At 62.6% G+C, this 25405-nt stretch carries 25 protein-coding genes and 1 tRNA gene; 20 read left to right on the top strand and 6 right to left on the bottom strand.

What is annotated here, in order from left to right; translation table 11 throughout:
• Nucleotides 1–58 precede the first annotated feature (58 nt).
• From ACMA5I_RS09900 to ACMA5I_RS09890, 3 genes are read left to right on the top strand one after another with little or no spacing between them, the layout of a single operon-like run.
• The gene (locus ACMA5I_RS09900; protein ID WP_525886105.1) at nt 59–736 is read left to right on the top strand and encodes a DUF3108 domain-containing protein; all 678 of its coding nucleotides are present in this window, start codon (nt 59–61) and stop codon (nt 734–736) included.
• Nucleotides 717–3155 carry an ATP-dependent helicase HrpB gene (gene hrpB / locus ACMA5I_RS09895; RefSeq protein WP_525886104.1) on the top strand — a complete coding sequence of 813 codons (2439 nt, stop codon included), beginning with the start codon at nt 717–719 and terminating at the stop codon, nt 3153–3155. Before ACMA5I_RS09900 ends, hrpB begins: the two co-directional genes overlap by 20 nt.
• A 54-nt stretch (nt 3156–3209) precedes the next feature.
• Nucleotides 3210–3968, top strand: coding sequence for a sulfite exporter TauE/SafE family protein (locus ACMA5I_RS09890; RefSeq protein ID WP_525886103.1), 759 nt, complete (start codon nt 3210–3212; stop codon nt 3966–3968).
• Between the two features lie 63 nt (nt 3969–4031).
• On the opposite strand, the gene ACMA5I_RS09885 is transcribed toward ACMA5I_RS09890, so the two are convergent.
• The 3 genes from ACMA5I_RS09885 to ACMA5I_RS09875 all read right to left on the bottom strand — a co-directional run bounded on the left by ACMA5I_RS09885 (nt 4032) and on the right by ACMA5I_RS09875 (nt 7036).
• The gene (locus ACMA5I_RS09885) at nt 4032–5468 is read right to left on the bottom strand and encodes a Glu/Leu/Phe/Val family dehydrogenase (RefSeq protein WP_525886102.1); all 1437 of its coding nucleotides are present in this window, start codon (nt 5466–5468) and stop codon (nt 4032–4034) included.
• A 149-nt stretch (nt 5469–5617) separates the two neighbouring features.
• Nucleotides 5618–5694, bottom strand: a tRNA-His gene (locus ACMA5I_RS09880).
• 115 nt (nt 5695–5809) lie between these two features.
• Complete coding sequence (locus tag ACMA5I_RS09875; protein WP_525886101.1) at nt 5810–7036, bottom strand: Hint domain-containing protein; 1227 nt, start codon at nt 7034–7036, stop codon at nt 5810–5812.
• A gap of 243 nt (nt 7037–7279) precedes the next feature.
• On the opposite strand from ACMA5I_RS09875, the gene ACMA5I_RS09870 reads away from it, so the two are divergent.
• Nucleotides 7280–7468, top strand: a complete 189-nt coding sequence (locus ACMA5I_RS09870) for a DUF6324 family protein (protein ID WP_525886100.1) — start codon at nt 7280–7282, stop codon at nt 7466–7468.
• The gene (locus tag ACMA5I_RS09865; RefSeq protein ID WP_525886099.1) at nt 7465–7890 is read left to right on the top strand and encodes a DUF1801 domain-containing protein; all 426 of its coding nucleotides are present in this window, start codon (nt 7465–7467) and stop codon (nt 7888–7890) included. Before ACMA5I_RS09870 ends, ACMA5I_RS09865 begins: the two co-directional genes overlap by 4 nt.
• Here ACMA5I_RS09865 and ACMA5I_RS09860 read toward each other — a convergent pair whose 3' ends face one another.
• Nucleotides 7891–8337, bottom strand: coding sequence for an MmcB family DNA repair protein (locus ACMA5I_RS09860; protein ID WP_525886098.1), 447 nt, complete (start codon nt 8335–8337; stop codon nt 7891–7893).
• A gap of 107 nt (nt 8338–8444) precedes the next feature.
• Here ACMA5I_RS09860 and ACMA5I_RS09855 point away from each other — a divergent pair, with 107 nt between their 5' ends.
• The 6 genes from ACMA5I_RS09855 to ACMA5I_RS09830 all read left to right on the top strand — a co-directional run bounded on the left by ACMA5I_RS09855 (nt 8445) and on the right by ACMA5I_RS09830 (nt 14340).
• The gene (locus tag ACMA5I_RS09855; RefSeq protein WP_525886097.1) at nt 8445–9497 is read left to right on the top strand and encodes a cation diffusion facilitator family transporter; all 1053 of its coding nucleotides are present in this window, start codon (nt 8445–8447) and stop codon (nt 9495–9497) included.
• A 241-nt stretch (nt 9498–9738) separates the two neighbouring features.
• Nucleotides 9739–10296 carry a 5-formyltetrahydrofolate cyclo-ligase gene (locus ACMA5I_RS09850; protein ID WP_525886096.1) on the top strand — a complete coding sequence of 186 codons (558 nt, stop codon included), beginning with the start codon at nt 9739–9741 and terminating at the stop codon, nt 10294–10296.
• Nucleotides 10293–11096, top strand: a complete 804-nt coding sequence (locus ACMA5I_RS09845; RefSeq protein WP_525886095.1) for a TIGR00282 family metallophosphoesterase — start codon at nt 10293–10295, stop codon at nt 11094–11096. The genes ACMA5I_RS09850 and ACMA5I_RS09845 overlap by 4 nt, the downstream gene beginning before the upstream one ends.
• 174 nt (nt 11097–11270) lie before the next feature.
• Nucleotides 11271–12992 carry an SLC13 family permease gene (locus tag ACMA5I_RS09840; RefSeq protein WP_525886293.1) on the top strand — a complete coding sequence of 574 codons (1722 nt, stop codon included), beginning with the start codon at nt 11271–11273 and terminating at the stop codon, nt 12990–12992.
• Between the two features lie 72 nt (nt 12993–13064).
• Nucleotides 13065–13517 carry a GFA family protein gene (locus tag ACMA5I_RS09835; protein WP_525886094.1) on the top strand — a complete coding sequence of 151 codons (453 nt, stop codon included), beginning with the start codon at nt 13065–13067 and terminating at the stop codon, nt 13515–13517.
• Between the two features lie 76 nt (nt 13518–13593).
• Nucleotides 13594–14340: a YebC/PmpR family DNA-binding transcriptional regulator gene (locus tag ACMA5I_RS09830; RefSeq protein ID WP_525886093.1), complete on the top strand. Its 747-nt coding sequence runs from the start codon at nt 13594–13596 to the stop codon at nt 14338–14340.
• A 33-nt stretch (nt 14341–14373) separates the two neighbouring features.
• Here the strand turns inward: ACMA5I_RS09830 and ACMA5I_RS09825 are convergent, their stop codons facing one another.
• Nucleotides 14374–14964: a hypothetical protein gene (locus tag ACMA5I_RS09825; protein ID WP_525886092.1), complete on the bottom strand. Its 591-nt coding sequence runs from the start codon at nt 14962–14964 to the stop codon at nt 14374–14376.
• A 67-nt stretch (nt 14965–15031) separates the two neighbouring features.
• Nucleotides 15032–16417 (bottom strand): helix-turn-helix domain-containing protein, encoded by a 1386-nt coding sequence (locus ACMA5I_RS09820; RefSeq protein WP_525886091.1) that lies wholly within the window; start codon nt 16415–16417, stop codon nt 15032–15034.
• 130 nt (nt 16418–16547) lie between these two features.
• Between ACMA5I_RS09820 and ACMA5I_RS09815 the strand changes: the two genes are divergently transcribed.
• From ACMA5I_RS09815 to ACMA5I_RS09775, 9 genes are all read left to right on the top strand, one after another.
• Complete coding sequence (locus ACMA5I_RS09815) at nt 16548–18077, top strand: acyl-CoA carboxylase subunit beta (RefSeq protein ID WP_525886090.1); 1530 nt, start codon at nt 16548–16550, stop codon at nt 18075–18077.
• An 11-nt stretch (nt 18078–18088) separates the two neighbouring features.
• On the top strand, nt 18089–18454 hold the full coding sequence (locus ACMA5I_RS09810) for a hypothetical protein (RefSeq protein ID WP_525886089.1): 366 nt from the start codon (nt 18089–18091) through the stop codon (nt 18452–18454).
• Nucleotides 18455–18483: 29 nt separating this feature from the next.
• Nucleotides 18484–18681, top strand: a complete 198-nt coding sequence (locus ACMA5I_RS09805; RefSeq protein ID WP_525886088.1) for a YMGG-like glycine zipper-containing protein — start codon at nt 18484–18486, stop codon at nt 18679–18681.
• Nucleotides 18682–18717: 36 nt separating this feature from the next.
• Nucleotides 18718–18918, top strand: a complete 201-nt coding sequence (locus tag ACMA5I_RS09800; protein ID WP_525886087.1) for a hypothetical protein — start codon at nt 18718–18720, stop codon at nt 18916–18918.
• Between the two features lie 215 nt (nt 18919–19133).
• The gene (locus ACMA5I_RS09795) at nt 19134–21140 is read left to right on the top strand and encodes an acetyl/propionyl/methylcrotonyl-CoA carboxylase subunit alpha (protein WP_525886086.1); all 2007 of its coding nucleotides are present in this window, start codon (nt 19134–19136) and stop codon (nt 21138–21140) included.
• Nucleotides 21140–21766 carry a hypothetical protein gene (locus tag ACMA5I_RS09790; RefSeq protein WP_525886085.1) on the top strand — a complete coding sequence of 209 codons (627 nt, stop codon included), beginning with the start codon at nt 21140–21142 and terminating at the stop codon, nt 21764–21766. Before ACMA5I_RS09795 ends, ACMA5I_RS09790 begins: the two co-directional genes overlap by 1 nt.
• 127 nt (nt 21767–21893) lie before the next feature.
• The gene (scpA, locus tag ACMA5I_RS09785) at nt 21894–24029 is read left to right on the top strand and encodes a methylmalonyl-CoA mutase (RefSeq protein WP_525886084.1); all 2136 of its coding nucleotides are present in this window, start codon (nt 21894–21896) and stop codon (nt 24027–24029) included.
• The gene (locus ACMA5I_RS09780) at nt 24026–24523 is read left to right on the top strand and encodes an MAPEG family protein (RefSeq protein ID WP_525886083.1); all 498 of its coding nucleotides are present in this window, start codon (nt 24026–24028) and stop codon (nt 24521–24523) included. The genes scpA and ACMA5I_RS09780 overlap by 4 nt, the downstream gene beginning before the upstream one ends.
• Before the next feature lie 25 nt (nt 24524–24548).
• The gene (locus ACMA5I_RS09775; protein ID WP_525886082.1) at nt 24549–25385 is read left to right on the top strand and encodes a hypothetical protein; all 837 of its coding nucleotides are present in this window, start codon (nt 24549–24551) and stop codon (nt 25383–25385) included.
• Nucleotides 25386–25405: the final 20 nt, after the last annotated feature.

Raw genomic sequence — 25405 nt, 5'->3', positions numbered from 1 at the left:
CTTTTGTGCCGAAGCCAAACGGGCTATGTCCAGTGTAAATCTGATTATGGAGCGTGATATGCGTCTTGTCGCAACTCTTCTGACCCTGGCCGCCGCGCCGATGGCGATGGCCGAAAGCATGACTTACACCGCCAAAGTGTCCGGCGCGCGGATCGGCACGATCACCATGAATGGGGAGGCGAACAGCAGCTCTTACGCCGTGTCGGGCCAGCTCTCCGGCTCGGGTGTGCTCGGGGCGATTTTCGACATCAGCTATAACGGCACCGCCTCAGGGAGCCGCGCCGGTGAGGCCTTCCGCCCCGCCAAGACCGATTTCACCTCGGGCAGCCGCGGCGATGTGACGAACACGGCCATTCGCTGGAATGGCACCACGGTTGCAAGCGCCACCCGCGGCGATGGCGAACAGGCGAGCAATCTCGGCGCCTATTCCGGCGCGCTGGATCCGCTTTCCGCCACCTATTTCCTCGCCCGGACCCAGCCGAAGGCAAGTGTCTGCAACGACCGCATGAAGGTGTTTGACGGCAAACGCGCCGTCGATATCGTGATCGGTGCGCCGACCGCGACCGCCAATGGCGTGACCTGCAACGCCCGCTGGACCCGTCAGGAAGATGAAAATCTCGGCAAGGTCATGGAGCGCTCCGGCAGCTTTACCCTGACCTATACCGGCGGCGATCAGGTCAGCCTCCAGCGCATCGACGTGCCGAGCCCGGTGGGCCGTGCCGTCATCTCCCGCTGATCCGCTCCCGATAGACGCGATCCTGCCCGAGATCGGGCAGGCCCTCGCGGACCGCGCCCGCGTTGTCATCGAAGCCCCTCCGGGGGCGGGGAAAACGACGCGGGTGCCGCTATTTTTGCTGGACCGTGTCGAGGGGCAGATCCTGCTCTTGGAGCCCCGACGTCTCGCCGCCCGCGCCGCCGCGGAGCGGATGGCGGATACGCTCGGCGAGGTGCCCGGCGGGACCGTCGGCTACCGGATGCGCGGCGCGGACAAGACCGGCCCGAAGACCCGCATCATCGTCATCACCGAGGCGCTGCTGACCCGCATGATCCAGGCGGATCCGGGGCTGGAGGGCGTCGGCTGCGTGATCTTCGACGAATTCCACGAGCGCAACCTGCATTCCGATCTCGGCCTCGCCCTTGCCCTCGAAGTGGCGGCCCTGCGTGAGGATCTGGCGCTGGTCGTCATGTCCGCTACCCTTGATGCGGAGCCGGTGGCGACACTGATGGACGCGCCGCGCGTGCGCTCCGAAGGGCGAAGCTATCCCATTGAAACGCGGTGGCTTCCCCGTCCGCGCGGGCAGGGGCGGATCGAGGGCGACATGGCCGATCTCATCCGCACCGCCTTTGCGGAGACGGAAGGAACGCTGCTCGCCTTCCTGCCCGGCGAGGGCGAGATTCGCCGCGTCGAAACCCTGCTCGGCGATCTCGCCCCCATCTTCCCCCTCTATGGCGCGCTGCCGTGGAAAGCGCAGCAGGCGGCGCTCCGGCAAACGGGCGCGCGCCGCATCGTGCTGGCCACCGCCATCGCCGAAACCTCGCTGACCATCCCCGATGTGCGCGTCGTCGTCGATGCGGGCAAGGCGCGGCGGGTGGCGTTCGATCCCGGTGCGGGGATGAGCCGCCTCGTGACCCGCCCGGTCTCCCGCGCCGAAGCCGCGCAGCGGGCGGGCCGCGCGGGCCGGGTCGCCGATGGCTGGGCTTACCGCCTCTGGGCCAAGGCCGAAGAGGGTGCGCTCCCGGCCTTCCCCCCGGCGGAGATCGAGGAGGCGGATCTGACCGGCCTCGCCCTCGACCTCGCCGCTTGGGGGGCGGAGGATCTGCCCTTCCTCACCCCGCCCCCGGAGGGCGCGCTGACCGAAGCGCGGGCGCTTTTAGAGGCCCTTGGCGCGCTCAAAGACGGGCGCGTGACCCCCCATGGCGAAGCGATGGTGCAACTCCCGCTCCACCCGCGCCTCGCGCATATGCTCCTCGTTGCGGGCGCGCAGGCGGCACCGGTCGCGGCGCTCCTCTCGTCCCGCGATGTGCTTCTGCGCGGCGCGCCAGTGGACTTTAAGTATCGCCTTGAAGCCCTTGCGGACGAACGAAAGTTCCGCGCAAATCGATCCTACGGCGTCAACAAAGCCGCGCTGGCCGAAGCCCAAGCCGAAGCGCGGCGGCTCACCAAACTCGCCCCGAAAACGCAACACATCCTGTCCCCCGGAGCCATCGCCGCGCTGGCCTATCCCGACCGCATCGGGCTGCGCCGCCCCGGCAATGACCCGCGCTATCTGCTCTCGGGCGGCAAGGGCGCGGTGCTGCCCGCCGAGGACGCGCTGGCGGGCGCGCGGATGCTGGTGGCGCTCGATCTCGACGGCGATGCGCGGGAGGCGAAAATCCGGCTGGCGGCGGAGACCTCGGAGGCGGAGCTGCGCGAGGTCATGCCGGAGGCGTTTTTCGAGGCGTCCGTCTGCGAATGGGACCGCCAGACCCGCCGGATCGAGGCGCGGCGGCAAACCCGGCTCGGCGCGCTTGTTCTCGAAAACCGCCACTGGCCCGATGCGCCGGAGGACGCCCGCGCCGAGGCGGCGGTGGCGGGGCTGCGCCATGTCGGCTTGCAGGCGCTGAACTGGACGCCCGCCGCGAAACGCTTTCAATCGCGGGTCGAATGGCTGCGCGAGAAGGGGGGCGAGGTGCCGGACCTCTCGGACGCCGCCCTCACCGAGACGCTGGAGACATGGCTCGCCCCCTATCTCGGCCAGATCAAAACCGCGCAGGATTTCGGCAGGATCGATCCGCTCGCGCCGATGGAAGCGCTGCTCGACTGGGACGCCTGCCAGCGGCTCGACCGCGAAGCGCCGATGGCGATCACCGCGCCGACAGGGACCAAGCTGCCGATCGATTACGGCGCGGCCAATCCCACGGTGGAGGTCCGGCTTCAAGAACTGTTCGGGCTGACCGAACACCCCAAAGTCGGGCCGAACCAGATGCCGCTGACGCTCTCGCTGCTCTCGCCCGCCCGCCGTCCGGTGCAGGTGACGCAGGATCTGCCGGGCTTCTGGGCGACAAGTTACGCCGATGTGCGCAAGGATATGCGCGGGCGCTACCCAAAGCACCCCTGGCCCGAAGACCCCACCACCGCCGAGGCGACCACCCGCCGCAAACCGCGCGGCCAATAAGCCGCTGAAGATAAAGCCTTGCCGCGCCGCGCGCGCTCCGCTTAAGTCGCGCCTATGAACAGTGATCCGATGATCCTCGCCGCCACCGCGCTGGCCGTGACGCTGGTCGGCCTTTCCAAGGGCGGGCTTGGCGGCATGGCGATCATGGGCGTGCCGATCATGGCGCTGGTGATGTCGCCCGTGACGGCGGCGGCGATCCTGCTGCCGATCCTGCTCGTTATGGACGCCGTGAGCCTTTGGACATGGCGCGGCTGGCGCGATCTCAAAACGCTGAAACTGCTGCTCCCGCCCGCCTGTTTCGGGATTTTCATCGGCTGGGCGACCGCGTCCTTTGTCTCAGATGATGCGATCAAACTCATTATCGGCATTGTCGCCGCATGGTTCGTGTTGCGGCAGGTCTTTCAGGCGCGGGCCGGGCGGGTGGAGCCGCGCGCCCATGCGGCGGGCCCCGCATGGATCTGGGGGAGCGTCGCGGGCTATACCAGCTTCGTCGCCCATGCCGGCTCGCCCCCTTTCCAGATCTACACCCTGCCGCTGCGCCTCAGCCCGCAGATTTATACGGGCACAAGCGTGGTGTTTTTCGCCGTGGTCAACACGGTAAAACTGATCCCCTATGCGGCGCTCGGCCAGCTCGATGCGAGCAATCTCAAACTCTCGCTGCTCTTCGTGCCGCTGGCGATTGCGTCGACCTATGCGGGGGCGTGGATCGTGAAACGGATGCGCGCCGAAGTCTTCTACCCGATGATCTACAGCTTCGTCGCGCTGGTGGCGGTGAAACTCATCTGGGACGGCCTCGGCGGCCTTCTCACCTAGCGCGCCCACCCAAACGGAAAAGAGGCCCGACACGCGGACCTCTTTGCGGTTTTTGCTGGGAGATTACAGACCCTTGGAGCGATAACTGCTGGTGATCCGCTCGATGGCGAGGATGAAGGCCGCTGTGCGCAGGTCCTTCACATCTTCCCGCGAATGCCAGATCTCGCGCATGTCCTGATAGGCGGTGCGCATGGTGTCATCGAGACCCGAGCGCACGAGTTCCAGCTCGTCCGAGCCTTTCAGATACTCGTCCTTGAAATGCGGGGTCATGGACCATTTGTCGCCCAGGTAGCGGTCGAGACGCTCCAGCTCCGCCACGATCAGGCGGTGGCGTTTTTCCTCCGCGCGGCGCTCCATCCGGCCAAAGCGGATATGCGAGAGGTTCTTGACCCATTCGAAATAGGAGACCGTCACACCGCCCGCGTTGGCATACATATCCGGGATGATGACGACGCCCTTTTTGCTCAGGATCTCATCCGCGCCGAAGGTTACGGGGCCGTTCGCCGCCTCGATGATCAGCTTGGCCTTGATCCGGTCCGCATTGTCGAGATTGATCACGCCTTCAAGCGCCGCCGGGATGAGGATGTCGCATTCCATCTCCAGACCCGCCGCGCCGTCGTCATGGGTGGTCGCGCCCGGAAAATCGCGGATCGAGCCGGTTTTCAGTTGGTGCTGTTTCAGCGCCTCGATGTCGATCCCGTCCGGGTTGTCCACACGGCCATCATATTCGATGACCGAAATGAATTTCACGCCGTCCTGCTCCGTGAGGAACTTGCCCGCGTGATAGCCCACATTGCCGAGACCCTGCAGAACGGCGGTCTTGCCTTCCAGTGTGCCGTCCATATTGGCGATCTTCACGTCCTCTTCATGGCGGAAGAATTCCTGCAGCGCATATTGCACGCCGCGGCCCGTCGCCTCGACGCGGCCCGCGATCCCGCCCGCATTGCGCGGCTTGCCGGTCACACAGGCGCGGCCATTGATGTCGGTCGTGTTCATCCGCTGATACTGGTCGGAGATCCACGCCATCTCGCGCTCGCTGGTGCCCATATCGGGGGCAGGGACGTTCTGTGCCGGGTTGATCAGATCGCGCTTCACCAGCTCATAGGCGAAACGGCGGGTGATCTGCTCCAGCTCGTTCTCGTTCCACTCTTTCGGGTCGATCGCGAGACCGCCCTTGGAGCCGCCATAAGGCACCTCCACGATCGCGCATTTATAGGTCATGAGGGAGGCCAGCGCCTCCACCTCGTTCTGGTTGACCTGCGGCGCGTACCGGATCCCCCCCTTCACAGGCTCCATATGCTCGGAATGGACCGAGCGATAGCCGGTGAAGGTGTGGATCTTGCCGCGCAGGCGGACGCCGAAACGCACGGTATAGGTGGAGTTACAGACCCGGACTTTTTCGGCCAGCCCCTCGGAAATATCCATGATGGACACGGCCTTGTCGAACATCAGCTCGACGGATTCGCGGAATGTTGGTTCTTTGCCACTGGTGCTGGACATGATTCCCCCCTCTGATCGGTTGATCCACAGGGCTAAGCTATGCACAGAAGTTAAGCAATTGGCAAAAACTTCGTGACATTTCCGTGAATTACGCGCTGCACTGCAACAAATTCGGAAGCGGTCTTTTCGGGGGAGAGAAAGGGGGGAGATGGTACCGACGCCCCGGCTCGAACGGGGGACCCCTAGATCCACAATCTAGTGCTCTAACCTACTGAGCTACGTCGGCACGCTCTTCCCATGCGGCGCAAGCGCTGCACTGGGTGAGGGACATAGCGCGCAGGTCTGGGGAATGCAACCGGGATTTGGGGGAATTTCGCGCCAAATCGGGGGAGCGCTTTCCCTCAGGATGCGCCATGGGGACCGGCGGGCGGTGCGGCGAAGGGAACGTTGTTTTTCAGATGCCGCATCACCAGCCGGTCGATCTTGCGCCCGCGCAGGATGCCGTGGGCGGGGATGGGGGTGAAATCCGGGTCGGTGAATTCGGGAAAGAGGGCGGAGAGTTCCGCCCACGCGTCTTCGCCAAGGTTCTTGCGCGTGATCGGGCCGGGAAAGAGCGTCTCACAGGGCGCGCCATTGGCGGTGATCACGGCGTGATGGTCGAGCAGGATGTGGAAATAGGCTGTGCTCTCCACATCCTCGGCGATCTCCACACCGTCCAGCGCCAGCAGGCGTTTGGCGGGGATGAGCACCTGATCGGCGGCGCACATCCGCGCCACGATCTTCGATTGCACGCGGATGCGGTGCTGCGGGCTCACGAGCAGATCCGCCGCCGGAACACCGGGGCCGAGCGCGCCCGCGCGGATACGGATCGGGCGCAGCTTCGGCTGGCGCGTGAGATCCGCCGCGCTGAGTCGCCGCTGGCCGATCCAGCGGATCGCTTGCGGGCCGTGGGTGGCGGTCTCCACCACATCGCCGACGCTCAACGTCTCGATGGCGCGCGGTCCGGTCTCTGTCTCGATCATCGTGCCGCGGGTGAAGCAGACAAACTCGACATTTTCCGCAAACCCGCCCCCGTCGAAATTGCTCGCCAGCATCACCTGCGTCAGATCCACGCGGCCGCTGCCCGTCCCGACATAGTTGCCGAGCGTCACGCTGGTGATGCCGACGCCCTCCTCCTGGGTCTCGGCATTGATGCTGTCGACCATATTGTCGCCGAACAGCACCGTCTGATAGCTCTCACCCGTCACCGTATTCGTGATCGTCACGAGATTGACCGCGCCCGTCACCGTCTCGCCATTGTTGAGCGTGACCTGCGTGCCGCCATAGCGGGCGATCTCGGTGATCCGCAGCCAGCTGTCATCGGCTTCGCTGCCATCGTCATTCTGGTCGATGCGCATGGCCTCGCCGAGTTCCAGATAGACGTCATCCTGCGGATGGTCCTCGGGAAAAACGGTGGACGTGTTGCTCGCCGGTATGCCGCCGACCTGCGCCGAGCTTGGGTCCGTATAAAAGGAGGATTTGGTGAAAAAGGAATTGGCGCGGGTGAACACCGCCCCATTGCCGCCCGCGCCGCTATAGCTCGTGTCGCCCAGATAGAGCGTGGAAGCGTTGATGAACTCATTGGCCATGGGGCACCGGGCTTTAGGTTAATATGTCATTTTTATAAGGCTTTAGTTCTGTTACGCAACCCTTCGCCGCGCGTTCTGGCGCCGCGTTTGTGCTGCCGGAGTTGCGTCAAACTGTCGCGATCTTGCGGCAGTGCATATCCGGGCAGCCGCGCGCTGCGTGACCCCTTGTTCTTCTCGCGCAATCAAGGGAGACTGGCGGCGACATGAGGCGCGCTGCGCCGCAGACGGATCAAGGAGTGACAAATGGGCATTAACCGCCAGAGCGATGATGTCGCGAATTTGCAGATCGGGCCGACCGATCACGGCATGGTGCGGCTCTATATCGAGACCAGCAAAATGGATTATCCGATGGATTTCGACCCCGATGAGGCGGAGGAAATCGCCGAGGAGATCATGGCGGCGGTGAAGATCGCGCGCTCGGTCAGCAAGTGAGCGACTGCCAGGCGCCGAAGACGGTCAAATTGCTCTCCGGCGACAATCCCCAGATTCCAAAAGGTTATGGCGATGCGCCGGTCGAGGCGTGGCTTGCTGCCGTGCCGGGCTGGAAACAGCGCGTCTGCAAAGAGGTGGACCGGCTCATCCGCGAGGCGGTGCCCGAAGCGCAGCGGGCGATCAAGTGGAACTCGCCGCTTTACGGGCTGGAGCGGGATCTCTGGTTCACCTCCATGCACTGCTACAAAAATTTCGTGAAGGTGGCGTTTTTCCAAGGCGCGTCGCTGGATCCGGTGCCGCCGGGTCCGTCGAAACAGGCGGCGGTGCGCTATCTCGATCTTCGTGAGGACGACCCCATCGACGCCGACCAAATCCGCGATTGGATGCGGCAAGCGGCGGCGCTTCCGGGCGAGAAAATGTAATCAGCCGGGCAGGGCGGCATCGGCCAGCGCCTGCCAGCGGCGCAGCCCGTCTCGGGCGAGCTTCAACGTTACCGCCTTGCGCCGCGCCCCCGCCAGCGCATCAAGCGGCGCGTCCCGGATCACCTCCCCGTCCCAGGCATCGGCGCGGATAAGCCCCGGCTCCGGCGGCAGGATCTCTTCCGGGAACCCCGGCGGGACCGCGAAAAAGAACCGGTCGCACCATTCGAGATAGCCCTGCCATTTCCGGTCCGACTGGAAATCGGCGCGACTCGATTTGCACTCGACGATCCAGATTTCCCCCTTCGGCCCGAGCGCCATCACATCCGCCCGGAGCCGCGTTTTCAGCGTCATTTCCGTCAGGCAGGAAAAGCCATGGCTCGCCAGAAGGCGGCAGGTGCCACGCGCGATGGCGGGGCCGAAAAGCGGGGTGTCGGGTGCGATTTCCATGAAAAAGAATATAACGTGAACATTTACCGGCAAGCAAGCGCCAAACCCTTATTTTGTTATACGTTAACGCCTTGCCGCGCCCGACTCATCCGCGTAGATTTCGCCCCATGGCACATAATCACGACGATCACAGCGGACATAATCACAGCCACGGCGCAGGCCATGTTCATGGCGGCGGCGATGCGAAATCTCTCGGCTTTGCGGCAGCGATCACCGGCGGCTTCATGCTGGCCGAAGTGGCGGGCGGCATCATCTCCGGCTCGCTCGCGCTTCTGGCCGATGCCGGGCACATGCTCACGGACTTCGCGGCGCTCACCATGGCGTTCTTCGCCCTGCGCTTTGCGCTGCGCCCGGCGGATGCGAAACGCAGCTATGGGTTTGACCGACTCGCCGTCCTCGCGGCCTTCGTCAACGGCATCGCGCTCTTTGCCATCGCCATCTGGATCACCATCGAGGCGATCGAGCGCTGGCGCGAGCCGGTGGAGATCCTCGGCGGGCTGATGTTCTGGATCGCCCTCGCGGGCCTCGCGGTCAACGCGCTGAGCTTCTGGATCCTGACCCGCGGCGAAAGCAACACGCTCAACGTGCGCGCGGCGGCGCTCCATGTGATGGGCGACATGCTCGGCTCCGTCGCGGCGCTGGTGGCCTCCATCATCATCATGTGGACCGGCTGGGTGAAGATCGACCCGATCCTCTCTGTCCTCGTCTCCGTCATCATCCTGCGCGCGGCTTGGACCATCGTGCGCGAAAGCGGGCGCATCCTGCTCGAAGCGGCCCCGTCGGGCTTCGATCAACCGGCGGCCAAGGCGGCGCTGGAGAAGGTCAGCGGCGTTGCGGATATCCACCACATGCATGTCTGGTCGATCAATGAGGCCCGCCCCATGGCGACGCTCCATGCCCGGCTGACCGAAGGCAGCGATGCGGAAACCGTGAAGCGCGACCTCAAGGCGGTGCTGGAAAATGAGTTCAACATCAGCCACGCCACCGTCGAGATCGAAGCCCCCGGTGCCGATTGCGCCGATGAGGGCGCGCCGGACGGCCATGGCGCGGAGGGCGATCATTCCGGTCACAGCCATGGCGAAGACGGCGATCACGCTGGCCATGACCATGACGAGGAGGAAGAGCGCCCCGCCCGTCCGGGCGAGCTTCCGGCGACCTGACGCGCGACTTTCTCAACCGAACCCCTTGCGCCCGCCCGGCAAACTCCTATCTCATGTCCTCGGCGGGTGCTGTTCCTCGCGTGTGGGCCCTGTATTCCAGTGGCCTTAATTTCTCGAAAGGGAGCCGGCTCTGCGACTGGCCCTGGCCTATCGCACCTGGCGCCCACCTGGTTTACCAGGCTCTCGGGAATCTGTGCGCCCCACGGTTGCTACGGGCCCGCCACCTGCGCTAAAGGCGCTTATGCAATCGGTAGATGACGATCCCAAAGCCGCGCTCCGGCGCGAGATTCGCCAGCGCCGCGACACCGCGGAGCGCGCGGCGCTGAGTGCGGCGCTGAACACGCGGCTTGCCGGTTTTCTCGCCGATGCGGCAGAGGATGCGATCATCGCAGGCTACTGGCCCATTGGCAGCGAGGCGGATATCCGGCCCGCGCTGGAAGACCTCTCCGCCCGCCACAAGGTCGCGCTCCCGGTCGTCACCGCCAAGGCCGCGCCGCTCACCTTCCGCCTCTGGACGCCCCAAACACCCATGACCGAGGGCCGCTACGGCGTGCAAATCCCCGAACAGGGCGATCCCGTCAGCCCTGACGTTATCCTTGCGCCGCTTCTGGCCTTCGACAAAAATGGCACCCGCCTTGGCTATGGCGGCGGATATTACGACCGCAGTTTCGCGGCGCATCCCGCCGCCCGCCGCCTTGGCGTGGGGTTCGCGTTTCAACAGGTGCCGCTGGTGCCCGCCGAGGCGCATGACATCCATCTTGAGACCATCATCACCGAGGAAAGGGTGATCCAGATATGAAGCTGCTCTTTCTTGGCGATGTGATGGGCAAGGCGGGCCGAAATGCGGTCGCCGAAAAACTGCCGGCGCTGCGGCGCGATCTGGGGCTCGATTTCGTCGTGGTCAACGGCGAGAATGCCAGCCATGGACGGGGCCTCACCCGCGATCACGCCAACCTCTTGTTCGAGGCGGGAGCCGATTGCGTCACCCTTGGCGATCATGCGTTCGACCAGAAAGACATGCTCCGCGCGGTGGAGGACGACCCGCGAATCCTGCGCCCGATGAACATCGCCAAGGATGCGCCCGGCGTGGGCGCGCGCGTCTTCACCATCGGCTCGCGCAAGGTGCTGGTGGTGCAGGTGCTCGGGCAGGTTTTCATGAAACAGCCCTTTAGCGACCCGTTCTCCGCCCTCGATCAGATCCTCAAGCGCCATCCGTTGGGGCAGGGGGTCGATGCCGCCATCGTGGATATCCACGCCGAAGCCACCTCGGAGAAAATGGGCGTCGGGCATTTTTGCGACGGGCGCGCCTCGCTCGTCGTCGGCACCCACACCCATGTCCCGACCGCCGATCACATGGTCCTGCCGGGCGGCACGGCATATCTCAGCGATGCGGGCATGTGCGGCGATTATCATTCGGTGATCGGCATGGACAAAACCGAGCCGATGCGCCGTTTCATCACCGGCATGGCCAAAGGGCGGTTCAACCCCGCCGAAGGCCCGGCGACCCTCAGCGGCGTTCTCGTGGAAACCGGCCCACGCGGGCAGGCCAAATCGGTTTCGCCGCTGCGCGTCGGCGGCCATCTCAGCCAGACACACTGACGCCTGCCTTGACACACCCCGCCCTGAAAAGGGTTTCATTGCGGCGCGCGACTCCTCTTGCAACTGCCCCCCCGATGCGCCATCTTCAGCGCCGTTGCCCTAATTTCGGATAACAGCTTGGACTTTCTGACACAGATTCCACAGTTCGAGGCGTGGTTGGCACTGGCGATCGTCATGGCCATGTTGGCGCTCTTTATCTCCGAGAGATATCCCCCCGAAGTCACCGCCATGCTCGGCGCGACGGCGATGGTCGTCACCGGCCTTCTGCCCGCCGATGATATGGTCGATGTCTTCGCCAACCCCGCCCCATGGACCATCGCGGCCATGTTCGTCCTCTCCGGCGGGCTGGTGCGCACCGGGGCGCTCTCCTACATGTCGAACCAGATCACCGAATATGCGGCGGTCTACCCGGTCCGGGTGCTTGGCGGGATCACGGCCATGGTGCTGATCGCTTCGGCCTTCATGAACAACACGCCGATCGTCGTCGTCATGATCCCCGTGGTGATGCAGCTTGCCCAGGTGCTGAAAATCCCGGCCTCCAAACTGCTGATCCCGCTCTCCTATTTGGCCATCCTGGGCGGCATGTGCACCCTGATCGGCACCTCCACCAACCTGCTCGTCGATGGTGTGGCGCGCGGCTCCGGCCTCGATGCGTTCTCGATGTTCGAGGTCACACCCGTCGCCGCCGTCATGGCCCTTGTCGGCGTGGTCTATATCCGCCTCATCGGGATGCCGCTCCTGCCCGCCCGCGAGAGCATGGGCGACATGCTGATCGGCAAGAAACAGATGAAATTCTTCACCGAGGTCGCGATCCCCGAAGGCTCCCCCGTGGCGGGCCGCATGGTGAGCGAGGTGGATCTCTTCGCCCGCGAAGGGATGCGCATCATCGACGTGCTGCGCCATAACGAGTCGCTCCGCCGCCAATTGCCCGATGTCATGCTGGAGGAGGGCGACCGCGTCGTCCTGCGCACCGGGGTCAACGAGCTTCTGGGCCTCAAGGAAAGCCGCGCGCTCGCCATGGTCGATAAACTCAGCTCGCAGAAGACCACCACGGTCGAAGCGCTGATCTCGCCGGGCTGCAAACTCGTGGGCCGCTCGCTCGGCTCGCTGCGCCTGCGCCGCCGCTACGGTGTGTATCCGCTCGCCGTCCACCGCCGGAACCAGAACCTTGGCCGCCAGCTTGACGAGGTGATCGTCCGCGTCGGCGACACGCTGCTCCTCGAAGGCGCGCCGGAAGACATCTCGCGCCTCGCCCGCGACGTCGACCTCGTGGACGTCTCCCAACCGACCGATCTGCCCTATCGCCGCCAGCACGCCCCCATCGTGATCGGCGTGCTCGCCGCCGTGGTCGCGCTCTCCGCCTTCGGGGTCGCTGCGATCCTGCCGCTGGCGCTGCTCGGCCTCGTGATCGTCCTCGCCACCCGCTGCATCGACAGCGACGAGGCGTTTTCCTTCATCGACATTCCGCTCCTCGCGCTCATCTTCGCCATGCTGATGGTCGGGGCCGCGCTCGACAATTCCGGGGCCGTCGCGCTCATCGCCGCCGCCGTCGCCCCAATCCTCGACGGGCTCCCCCATTGGGCAATCATCACGGCGGTCTACCTTATCGCGACCATCCTCACGGAACTCGTCTCCAACAACGCCGTCGCCGTGGTCGTGACCCCCGTGGCCATCGGGCTCGCCAGCCAACTCGGCGTCGATCCGCGCCCGCTGGTGGTGGCCGTCATGCTCGGCGCCTCCGCCAGTTTCGCGACCCCCATCGGCTATCAGACCAACACGCTCGTCTACGGTCCCGGCGGCTATAAATTCACCGATTTCACCCGCGCGGGCCTGCCGCTCAACCTCATTATGTGCGCGGTGGCGAGCGTGATGATCCCGATTTTCTTCCCCCTCTGATTTCGCGCGTAGATTCTCCCTTTGGCGAGAGGGCAAGAGCGGTTAGGCTACACGCAAACAAGGGAGACACCGATGGCCAACCGAACCGGATCCTGCCGCTGCGGCGCGCTTGAAATCAGCCTCGCCGGCCCGCCGCTGATGAGCGTCGCCTGCCATTGCAAGGGCTGCCAGAAAATGACCGGCAGCGCCTTTTCCATGAGCGAAATGCACCCCGAACCGGCCTTCTCCGTCACCAAGGGCGACCCGGTCCTCGGCGGCCTCAAAGGCGAGACCGAGCATAATTTCTGCCCCGAATGCCTGTCCTGGGTGTTCTCCCGTCCCGCCCGCCTCGACGGGCTGGTCATGGTGCGCGGCTCGATGATGGACGACGCGGACCAGTTCCCGCCCTTCGCCGAAACTTGCACCGCCGAGAAATTCGCTTGGGTTGAGACCGGCGCCGAACACAGCTTCCCCTCCTTCCCGCCCGAAGAGGCCATGCCGGAGATTCTGCAAGCCTACGCGGCGCTCCACGAGCCCCAAGCCTGACGCCCACACCGAACCTGCCTTGCACCGGGCGCGCGCCGGGTTATATTGCCCCCCAAATCATTTCACGGGGTGTCACATGGCTGGCCATTCAAAATGGGCAAATATTCAGCATCGCAAGGGCCGTCAGGACGCGGCGCGCTCGAAGCTGTTCTCGAAACTGTCGAAGGAAATCACCGTCGCCGCGAAGATGGGCGACCCGGACCCTGAGAAAAACCCGCGCCTGCGCCTCGCGGTGAAGGAAGCCAAAGGGCAGTCCATGCCCAAGGACAATATCGACCGGGCCATCAAAAAGGCGACGGGCGGAGACGCGGACACCTATGACGAAATCCGCTATGAAGGCTACGGCCCTGCCGGGGTCGCGGTGATCGTCGAAGTGATGACCGACAACCGCAACCGCAGCGCCTCCAATGTCCGCTCGATCTTCTCGAAAAACGGCGGCAATCTGGCCGAAACCGGCGCGGTCTCCTTCATGTTCGACCGCAAAGGCCAAGTGGTCTACCCGGCCTCCGCAGGCGCGCCCGACGACATCATGATGGCCGCCATCGAAGCGGGCGCCGAGGATGTGGAAAGCGACGAAGACGGCCACATCATCTGGTGCGCCGACACGGACCTCAACGATGTCTCCAACGCTTTGGAAGAGCAGCTCGGCGAATCCGAGACCTCCAAACTCGTCTGGAAACCGCAAAACACGACCGAGGTGGACGAGGATTCCGGCCGCACCCTCATGAAACTCATCGACGCGCTCGAAGACGATGACGACGTGCAGAACGTCACCGCGAATTTCGAGATGTCGGATGAAGTGATGGAAGCGGTGATGGGGTGAGGTTCATTCCGCTATCTTGGAATATTATGATATTTAAGGTTCGTATGGTGAGGGGTCCTCGTATTTAATAAAATTATCGAATTTATCACGATGAATCGGAGTCTTATCGTTAAATTGGATCGATTCGATCTCTTCGTCCTCTTTACATGTGCGAAAGAATTTGCTTCTAGCCTCGATTGCTCCTTGGCTAAGCTCGCTATTTTCTTCCGTCATAAAAGTATCGAATTCTTTCCGTAGCTCTTCACCGGCATATGCCGCCCATTCAGGAAAGTTTTTTTCGGTCAATCCTTCCAGAAAAGCATTAGTTAAATCGCTTTCAGATGCCTGGCTGATTGCAACTAGAATTGCAGCGAAGTTCACCCAGAAAATTGACTTAAAACTTCCGAATTCGGGAGGGACTATATTTATAAGATCATCGCTATGATATATGTCATGACTAATTGTATCTAATATATTACTGTATAAAATTTCATGAAGTACGTATATTACACATTTATTTGTTTGATCGTATGTTTGTAATTTAAGATGAAAATCCTCTGTATAAACATTCTTGAATTTAATTTCAATTTTAACGACATATTTACCTGGATCTATTCGGTTTTTATCTATCATTTTATTTATCATATTGTCGCTCCTTGTGTAGTATTTTCTTGAGTATGTGGCCGAGTAAACTATTTTACAATAGGCAATCTCAATCAAACCGATAGGGCAGCAAATCCCGGCTGTCCGGGTCCACCCTGAGCGGCCTGTCCATGGGCGGTACGGCCCGTTGGTGGCAGCTTTGCCTCGGGCAAATCCGGCAGGAAATCCCGATGGGCTCGAAGGCGCTGTCGCGGTTGGGGGCGAGGTCGTCCGCATAGACGATCTGGTCCGCATGGGTGATCTCGCAGCCGAGGCCAATCGCGAATCGGCGGGTGGGGGCGCGGAAATGGCCGCCCGGTTTGAACACGTCGCGGGCGAGGCAGAAATAGCGCCGTCCGTCCGGGGTTTCGGCCAGTTGGCGCAGGAAGCGGCCCGGCGTTTCAAACGCGCGGTGGACGTTCCAGAGCGGGCAGCCCCCGCCGAAGCGCGCGAATTGCAGGGCCGTCGCCGAGTGGCGTTTGGTGATCGTCCCCGCCTGATCCACCCGCACGAAAAAGAACGGCACGCCCTTGAGGCCGGGGCGCTGGAGGGTGGAGAGGCGGTGCGCGACCTGCTCGATGCTCGCGCCAAACATCTCGGCGAGGCGTTCGAGGTCGTGCCGTGTCTCTCGGGCGGCGCGGTGGAAGCGGGTATAGGGCATCAGCATCGCGCCGGCGAAGTAATTGGCGAGGCCGATCTTGCAGATCTCGCGGCTCTCGGCATTGCGGAACCGGGCGAGATCGAGGGTGGCGTCCAGCAGATCGTCCCGTGCGATCAGCGCCAGTTGATGGCAGAGCTGGAAGATGCGGGTGGCGGGTCCGGCGCGGGCGGAGAGCAGCACTTCGCCAAGCGCGTAATGGCGCAGCGGCGCGTCCTGCGCGTGTTTCACCTCGATCCCGATGGCGCCCAGATGGGCGATGATGGCGGCCTCGGTGAGCGGCCCGTCGCCCACGATCTGGCGGGTCATGGTCTCCGCCGAGCGGTCGATCGCGTCGAGGTAATTGTCGCAATAATGGAAGAAATCGCGGACCTCCTCCCAGGGCGCCGGGCTGTGGACGCTTTGATCCATCCGCGCATCGAGGCTGGCGAGCCGGTCATTGGCCCGCAGATGCGCGTGGTAAAGGTCCAGCAGGGCGCGGCCCATGGCGGGGGCGTTGGAGGCGATGAGGGAGAGATCCGCCTGCTGGATGCCATGATCGCCAAAGAGCGGGTCCGCCAGCGCCTCCTTCATATCCGCAATCAGCCGGGCATTGTCGCCCGCAGACAGCTCGGTCACGTCGAGGCCGTATTCCGAGGCCAGCGCGAGGACCACGGCGGTTGAGACGGGGCGGTTGTTGTTCTCCATTTGGTTGAGATAGGAGAGCGACACGCCGAGGCTCGCGGCGAAGTCTTTCTGGGTCAGCCCGCGCCCGGTGCGCAGGCTGCGGAGTTTGGTGCCAGCGTAAAGTTTTTGCATCGCTTCGCAATTTCGCAATTCACAAGATTTATGCAGAATAAAATTTGCAAATTTGCTAATCAAGGCTTTTCGCGCGCGTCAACTTCTCTATGCTGCTCTGCAAGATAACAAGACGCGGAGGGACGGCCCCATGGACATTCTCGATGAGCTTGAGCAGCGGCGCGACGTCGCGCGGCTTGGCGGCGGTCAGAAGCGGATCGACGCGCAGCACGAAAAGGGCAAGCTGACGGCGCGGGAGCGGATCGAGGTCCTGCTCGACACCGGGAGTTTTGAAGAGTTCGACATGTTCGTCCAGCACCGCGCGACGGATTTCGGCATGGCGGAGCAGAAATATCCCGGCGATGGCGTGGTCACGGGCTGGGGGACCATCAATGGGCGTCAGGTCTATGTGTTCAGCCAGGACTTCACCGTGCTTGGCGGCTCGCTGTCGGAGACCCATGCCCAGAAGATTTGCAAGATCATGGATATGGCGGTGCAGAACGGCGCGCCGGTGATCGGGCTGAACGACTCTGGCGGGGCGCGGATTCAGGAGGGCGTGGCGAGCCTTGCGGGCTATGCCGATGTATTCCAGCGCAACATCATGGCCTCGGGCGTCGTGCCTCAGATCAGCGTCATCATGGGGCCTTGCGCGGGCGGCGCGGTCTACTCGCCCGCCATGACGGATTTTATTTTCATGGTGAAGAACAGCTCTTACATGTTCGTCACCGGCCCGGATGTGGTGAAAACCGTGACGAATGAGGTGGTTACGGCGGAGGAGCTTGGCGGGGCCAAGACCCATACGACCAAATCCTCGGTCGCCGATGGTGCGTTTGACAATGACATCGAGGCGCTGGAAGAGGTCCGCCGCCTTGTCGATTTCCTGCCGCTTTCGAACCGCGAGAAGCCGCCGGTGCGGCCTTTCTTTGACGATCCGGCGCGGGTGGAGGACAGTCTCGACACGCTGGTTCCGGCCAATCCGAACACCCCTTACGACATGAAAGAGCTGATCGAAAAGCTCGCCGATGAAGGCGATTTTTACGAGATCCAGGAAGCCTTTGCGCGCAACATCATCACCGGGTTCATCCGCCTTGAGGGGCAGACGGTGGGCGTGGTCGCGAACCAGCCGATGGTGCTGGCGGGGTGTCTTGATATCGACAGCAGCCGCAAGGCCGCGCGCTTCGTGCGGTTCTGCGATGCGTTTGAAATTCCGATCCTGACGCTGGTCGATGTGCCGGGCTTCTTGCCGGGGACGAGCCAGGAATATGGCGGGGTCATCAAACACGGCGCAAAACTGCTCTTTGCTTACGGCGAGGCGACGGTGCCAAAGGTCACGGTGATCACCCGGAAGGCCTATGGCGGGGCCTATGACGTGATGGCGTCCAAGCATCTGCGCGGCGATTTCAACTATGCGTGGCCGACGGCGGAGATTGCCGTGATGGGCGCCAAAGGGGCGGTGGAGATCCTGTATCGCAAGGATCTGGGCGACGCGGAGAAGATCGCGGAGCATACCAAGAGCTATGAGGACCGGTTCGCCAACCCCTTCGTGGCGGCGGAAAAAGGCTTCATCGACGAGGTCATCATGCCCCATTCCACACGTCGCCGTGTGTCACGGGCCTTTGCGAGCTTGCGCAACAAAAAGCTCTCAAACCCGTGGAAGAAACACGACAACATCCCGCTTTGAGGCCGTAAGTCATGGAAAAGCATCGCGGATTTCCGACACGCCTGCCGGGGACGGACTTTCAGTTCACCATCCGGCGCGCGTCGAAAGACCCGACCGAGATCAAAAGGCGGGAACGGTTTCGTGACCGGCGCCCGGCGGATCGAGAGGCGGATGACAATTTTCTGGCCTGTCTGATCGAGTATTTCGGCTATGAGCCGTTTGCGCGCGGAAATCTCGATGCGGGACGGCTCTCATGGCTCTTTGGTCGCGAAGTTGTGCCCGCAGAGGAGCCCTTTGATTCAAAAAGTTACGACGCCTTGTTAAGAGTTGATGAACAGGCCGCGCGTTCCGCTTTCCCACATGTCTTTGACATATTAGACTCGCGCCAAGTGCGGTGAACCGCGCTTAACGTTAACAGGAGAAAAACATGAATAAGATCATCCTTGCCCTGGCCGTCGTGAGCAGTCTCGCAGCATGTGCAACCACCAGCCGCCAGACCAACAACGCCGCGATCGGCGCAGGTATCGGCGCAGGTGCGGCTGCCATTCTCGATGAGGACGTGGCAACCGGTGCGCTCATCGGTGGCGCAGCTGGCCTCGGCTGCACCGAAGCAGGCATGTGCTAAGCACCGCCTGACGTAACAAGTAAGAAGGAGACAGATATGAACAAGATCGTTCTCGCTCTCGCCGTTGTCGCTGGCCTTTCGGCATGTGCGCAAGGCCCCAGCCGTCAGACTCAAGCCGCTTCGGTCGGCGGGATTATCGGCGCTGCTGGCGCGACCATTCTTGATGAGGACCCGGCAAAAGGCGCGCTGATCGGCGCGGCTGGTGGTCTGGCCTGTGCCGAAGCTGGCGCTTGCTGAACCATTTTGAATACGGGGGGCGGCTTTCGGGCCGCCCTCTTTTTAAGACCTGATTTGATGCCTTTTTCTTTTTTCATTTTTTCGCGTGAGGACCGTTTGTCCGTTTCCGGTGAGGCCAGAACTGGCCCCGCCCGGAGGGATGCGGCCCGCTAGAGACAGATCACGAGGTTACGCGCGTGCCGCGAGGGAGCGGCGCGCCGGAGAGGGAGACAAGAATGATCAAGAAAATCCTGATTGCCAATCGCGGGGAAATTGCGTGCCGGGTCATCAAGACCGCGCGCAAGATGGGCATCAAAACGGTGGCGGTCTATTCGGACGCCGATGCGCGGGCGCTGCATGTGGAGATGGCCGATGAGGCGATCCATATCGGCCCGCCGCCGGCGAACCAGTCCTATATCGTGATGGAAAAGATCCTCGATGCGGTGAAGCAATCGGGCGCGGATGCGGTGCATCCGGGATATGGGTTCCTCTCGGAGCGCGCGGATTTTGCCAAGGCGCTGGAGGATCTGGGCGTCGCGTTCATCGGCCCGCCCGCGAGCGCGATTGAAGCCATGGGGGACAAGATCACCTCGAAGAAGCTCGCCGATGAGGCCGGGGTTAGCACGGTGCCGGGCTATATGGGGCTTATCGAGGACGCCGATGAAGCGGTGAAGATTTCGGGCGAGGTCGGCTATCCGGTGATGATCAAGGCCTCGGCTGGCGGCGGCGGCAAGGGGATGCGCATCGCGTGGAATGACGAGGAGGCGCGGGAGGGCTTCCAGTCGTCCAAGAACGAGGCGGCGAGTTCCTTTGGCGATGACCGGATTTTCATCGAGAAATTCGTGACGCAGCCGCGCCATATCGAAATTCAGGTGCTGGCGGACAAGCATGGCAACTGCATTTATCTCAATGAGCGGGAATGTTCGATCCAGCGCCGCAACCAGAAGGTGATCGAGGAAGCGCCGTCGCCTTTCTTGGATGAAGAGACCCGCCGCGCCATGGGCGAGCAGGCGGTCGCGCTGTCGCAGGCGGTGGATTATTGCTCGGCCGGGACGGTGGAATTCATCGTCGATGGGGACAAGAATTTCTACTTTCTGGAGATGAACACGCGGCTTCAGGTGGAGCATCCGGTGACGGAGCTGATCACCGGGATCGATCTGGTGGAGCAGATGATCAAGGTCGCGGACGGTCAGGAGCTGGAGATCGCGCAAGTGGATGTCGGGATCAACGGCTGGGCCATGGAGAGCCGGATTTACGCCGAGGACCCCTATCGCAATTTCCTGCCCTCGATTGGCCGGTTGTCGCGCTACCGCCCGCCGGAGGAAGCGCAGACGGAGAAGGGGATTATCCGCAACGATACGGGTGTGTATGAGGGCGGCGAGATCTCGATGTTCTACGATCCGATGATCGCCAAGCTCTGCACATGGGGCGAGACGCGGGACGAGGCGATTGACCTGATGCGCGACGCGCTCGACAGTTTCGAGGTGGAGGGGATCGGCCACAATATCCCGTTCCTGCAAGCGGTGATGGACCATGACAAATTCACCTCCGGCAACATGACCACCGCCTTTATCGCCGAGGAGTTCCCGGACGGGTTTGATGGCTCGGATCTCGAAGAGGTCACGCGGGAGAAACTCGCGGCGCTGGCGGCGCTGATGAACCTGATTGAGGAGGAGCGCCAGACGAAGATTTCGGGCGCGATTGCCCATCACGAGCGGGCGGTGAACCCGGTGCGCGTGGTGTTCTTGAATGACGAAAGCTACACGGTGGCGCTGGAGCAGGCGGGCGAGGTCTGGACCGCCGAGATCGACGATGGCCGCCAGTTCACCGTGACGACCGACTGGACGCCGGGCCAGAGCCTTTGCGAAGCGGAAGTGGACGGCGCGCCGATGACGGTGAAGGTGAATATGGTCCGCGGCGGGCGGCGTCTGCGCTATCGCGGTGCGGATTTCAAAACCGCCGTGCGTTCCGAGCGGGTGGCCGCGCTGATGCAGCATATGCCCGAAGATGCGGGCGGCGCGGGCGAGAATGCGCTGCTCTGCCCGATGCCGGGGCTCATCATGTCGATTGCCGTCAATGAAGGCGACGAGGTGCAGGAGGGTCAGGCCCTTTGCACCGTCGAGGCGATGAAGATGGAAAACGTGCTGCGCGCCGAGCGCAAGGCCGTGGTCAGCAAGATCGTCGTGGAGCCGGGCGACAGCCTCGCCGTGGACGAGGTCATCATGGAGTTTGAGGCCAGCTGATGTTTGACGAGCGGGTCATAGCCTCCATCGCATCGGCCCTGATCGGGGCGATCGTGGTGGCTGTCGGCTGGCTCGTCACCGCGCATCGCGAGCGCGCGGCCTATCGGCGCGATGCGGAGAAGGAGCGCCGGGCGTCCTTGCGTCTGCGGATCGAGCGGATGGAGGATGTGCAGCGGGCGCTCAAGGCGGAGATCATGACCCATATCGCGCAGCTGGCGCGCAATGATCTCTCGGCTTTTGCGGCGAAGATGATCGGGCGGATGGAGTCGGATGAGAATTTCATCCCTTTCGTTCCGCGCGAAAAGCATGACGCGATTTTCGAGGCGCTTTTGCCCGATATTCACATTTTGGGAACGGAGATCGTGCTGCCGGTGACGTTTTACTACGCGCACACGATTTCACTGTCGATGATGGTGGAGGATTTGCGAAGCGATGGCTTCAAGCAACTGAGTTCAGAACGCCGGATCGCGATGTTCCGGCACTATATGTCGATGCTTCAGGTTGCGGAGGAATCGGGCATGAACGCCCTTGAGGCGCTCGATCTGGAAGATGACGAACGCGCTTGGCTTACGAGCTTAAGCCGTAACTCGGGTCCGGACCATTCCGACCCTGAAACGGGGGCTTAAAAGGTGTCTTTTGCATCGCTTGCTCCTTTATTCCGGAGGTTAAGTCTTACCGCTTACACTCCAGTTAACAAGAAGATAGGCGAAACAGCCTAAATAATCAAGTTTTACGGCCCATCAGGGGGATGAGATGACCAAGGCAAGCATGGATGATTGGAAGGCGCTGGCGGAGAAAGAGCTGAAGGGCAAGGACCCGGAAAGCCTTGTCTGGAACACGCCAGAAGGCATTGATGTGAAACCGCTTTATACGGCGGAGGATCTGGAGAACCTGGAGCATCTCGGCGGGTTGCCGGGGCTTGCGCCCTTCACCCGCGGGCCGCGCGCGACGATGTATGCGGGCCGCCCCTGGACGATCCGGCAATATGCGGGCTTCTCGACGGCCGAAGAATCGAACGCCTTTTACCGCAAAGCGCTGGCGGCGGGTCAGCAGGGGGTGTCGGTGGCCTTCGATCTGGCGACGCATCGGGGCTACGATTCCGACCATCCGCGTGTCGTGGGCGATGTGGGCAAGGCCGGGGTGGCGATTGACAGCGTTGAGGATATGAAAATCCTCTTTGACGGCATCCCGCTCGACCAGATTTCCGTGTCGATGACCATGAATGGCGCGGTGATCCCGATTCTGGCGAATTTCATCGTGACCGGGGAAGAGCAGGGCCATGACAAATCGGTGCTGTCGGGGACCATTCAGAACGACATTCTGAAAGAGTTCATGGTCCGCAACACCTATATTTACCCGCCTGAGCCGTCGATGCGGATCATTTCGGACATTATCGGCTATACCTCGGACAACATGCCGCGTTTCAACTCAATCTCGATCTCCGGCTATCACATGCAGGAGGCGGGGGCGAACCTCGTGCAGGAGCTGGCCTTTACGCTCGCCGATGGCCGCGAATATGTGCGGGCCGCGATTGGCGCGGGCATGGATGTGGACAAATTCGCGGGGCGTTTGTCGTTCTTCTTCGCGATTGGCAAGAATTTCTTCATGGAGATTGCCAAGCTGCGCGCGGCGCGGCTCTTGTGGCACCGGATCATGAGCGAGTTTGAGCCGAAGAAGCCGCAAAGCTCGATGCTGCGGACCCATTGCCAGACGAGCGGTGTGAGTTTGGCCGAGCAGGACCCTTATAACAACGTGATCCGCACCGCCTATGAGGCGATGAGCGCGGCGCTTGGCGGCACGCAAAGTCTGCACACCAATGCGCTGGATGAGGCGATTGCGCTGCCGACGGAGTTTTCCGCCCGGATCGCCCGGAACACGCAGCTCATTTTGCAGGAGGAAACCGGGATCACCAATGTCGTCGATCCGCTGGCGGGGTCCTATTATGTGGAGAGCCTGACCGCATCGCTCGCGGAGGAAGCGTGGAAGCTGATCGAGGAGGTCGAGGCGCTTGGGGGTATGACCAAGGCGGTGGAAAGCGGGATGCCGAAGCTACGGATCGAGGAATCCGCCGCGCGCTGGCAGGCGCGGGTGGACCGGGGCGAGGAGGTGATTGTCGGGGTCAACAAATACCGGCTGGATAAGGAAGGCGATCTCGACATTCTCGATGTGGACAATGTGAAGGTCCGCGAGAGTCAGGTGGCGCGGCTCGAAAAAATCCGCGCGTCCCGCGATCAGGCGGCCTGCGACAAGGCGCTGGCGGATCTGACGGAGGTGGCGAAATCCGGGCGTGGCAACCTGCTCGGGGCCGCCGTTGAGGCCGCGCGGACGCGGGCCACGGTTGGCGAGATTTCGGATGCGATGGAGGCGGCTTTCGGGCGGCACAAGGCGGAGGTCAAGACATTGGCAGGGGTGTATGGGTCCGCCTATGAGGGCGATGACGAGTTCGCGGCGATCCAGAAGGATGTCGAGGCCTTCGCCGAGGAAGAGGGCCGCCGCCCGCGGATGCTGGTCGTGAAAATGGGGCAGGACGGGCATGACCGCGGCGCCAAGGTGATCGCGACGGCCTTTGCGGATATCGGGTTTGACGTGGATGTCGGCCCGCTTTTCCAGACGCCCGAGGAAGCGGCGCAGGATGCGGTGGACAATGACGTGCATATCGTCGGGATTTCATCGCAGGCTGCGGGGCACAAGACTCTGGCCCCGAAGCTGATCGAGGCGCTGAAGGCGCAGGGGGGCGAGGATATTCTGGTCATCTGCGGCGGCGTGATCCCGCAGCAGGATTACCGGTTTTTGAAAGACGCCGGGGTCTCCGCGATCTTCGGGCCGGGGACGAATATTCCCGTGGCGGCGCAGGAGATTCTCGGCCTCATTCGCGAGACGCGGGGGTGAGCCCGAAGCGCCGCATCGTGCTGGCCGGGATGGCTGGCGGTGCGGTCTGGGCGGTGCTGGTGGTGTGGCTTGGCACCGGGCCTGTTCGGCGGATCGTGCCGGAAGGACCGGGCGCGATGTTCACAGGGGCTTTTCTGCCCGGCCTTGTCTATATGGCGATGATCGGACGGCTCGCGGCCGTCCGTTTCTTTTCGGACACGCTGATTGATGGCGGCAAACCCGCGCCCGGAAGCGGCACGGAGATTGACCTGCGCGTCTTGCAGAACACCAGCGAGCAGCTTTTGCTGGCCGCGCTCATCTGGCCTTTTGCCGATTGGCAGCTTGGGGCCGGGGGCGCGCTGGTGCTGACGCTTGGCGCGGCGTTCGCGCTCACCCGGCTGGCGTTCTGGATCGGTTATCACCGCGCGCCGGCGCTGCGCGGCTTCGGCTTTGCAGGCGGATTTTATCCGACGATCCTTGCGGCCTTGCTTGCGCTTGGCGCGGCCTTTATCTGATAAGGCAAAGCACAAGGACGGGTTCATGAAACGCACCATCGCCTGCCTCAAATGGGGCACGAAATTTCCGCCGGATTATGTGAATGTCCTCCACCGGGCGTGCCGGGCCAATCTCAAGGGAGAGTTCCGCTTCGTCTGCATGACCGATGACGGGACGGGGCTGGACCCGGAAATCGACGTGCTGCCTTTCCCGGATTTCAAAGTGCCGCGCAAGACGTGGCGGCATAGCTGTTTTCCGAAAATCGGCCTGCTTGCGCCGGGGGTTCTGGACGATGACGAGGTGGTGCTGCATCTCGATCTCGACATTCTGGTGCGGGGTGATTTGCAGCCGTTTTTCGATCTTTATGCGGAGAAACCGGCGTTTTACTCCCTGCGCGAATGGAACCCGGCGATTTACCGCACGGCGGTCCCGCTCTCGATGCGGCCGGATCGGGGCACGCAAGGCTCGGTCTATCTCTACCGGGTCGGCGATCAGCGGCATATGTTCCATGAGTTCAACGACAATATCGAATGGGTTTTTGCCAATTACCGCTCGGACCGGCAGTATTTCCCGACGATTGCGAAGGATCCGACCTATTTCCCTTACGACTGGATCGTGAGTTTCAAGAACCATTGCCTGTGGTATTGGCCGCTCAACAAGGTTTTTACGGAGCCAAAAGCGCCAGCCTCCTCGAAAATCGTGGTGTTTCATGGGGATCCGAAGCCCTCGGATCTTTTCGGGCCGGACGGCCGCCGTTGGGGGACGAGCCGGAAATTCGGCTTTGGCCCGGTGCCCTGGGTGCGCGATTACTGGACCGGCTATGGCGGGCGGCTCGATGTCGATACGGGGCCGGGCGAGCGGGTGGTCGCGCGGCCAGAATGAGCCTTTCCTGAATCGTCACA

The sequence above is a fragment of the Jujubicoccus corallicola genome, from assembly GCF_047345645.1.
In the GTDB taxonomy this organism is placed as follows: domain Bacteria; phylum Pseudomonadota; class Alphaproteobacteria; order Rhodobacterales; family Rhodobacteraceae; genus JBLEFH01.
Note: the sequence above shows the minus strand (reverse complement) of the source record. Positions and strands in the feature narration are given on the sequence as shown.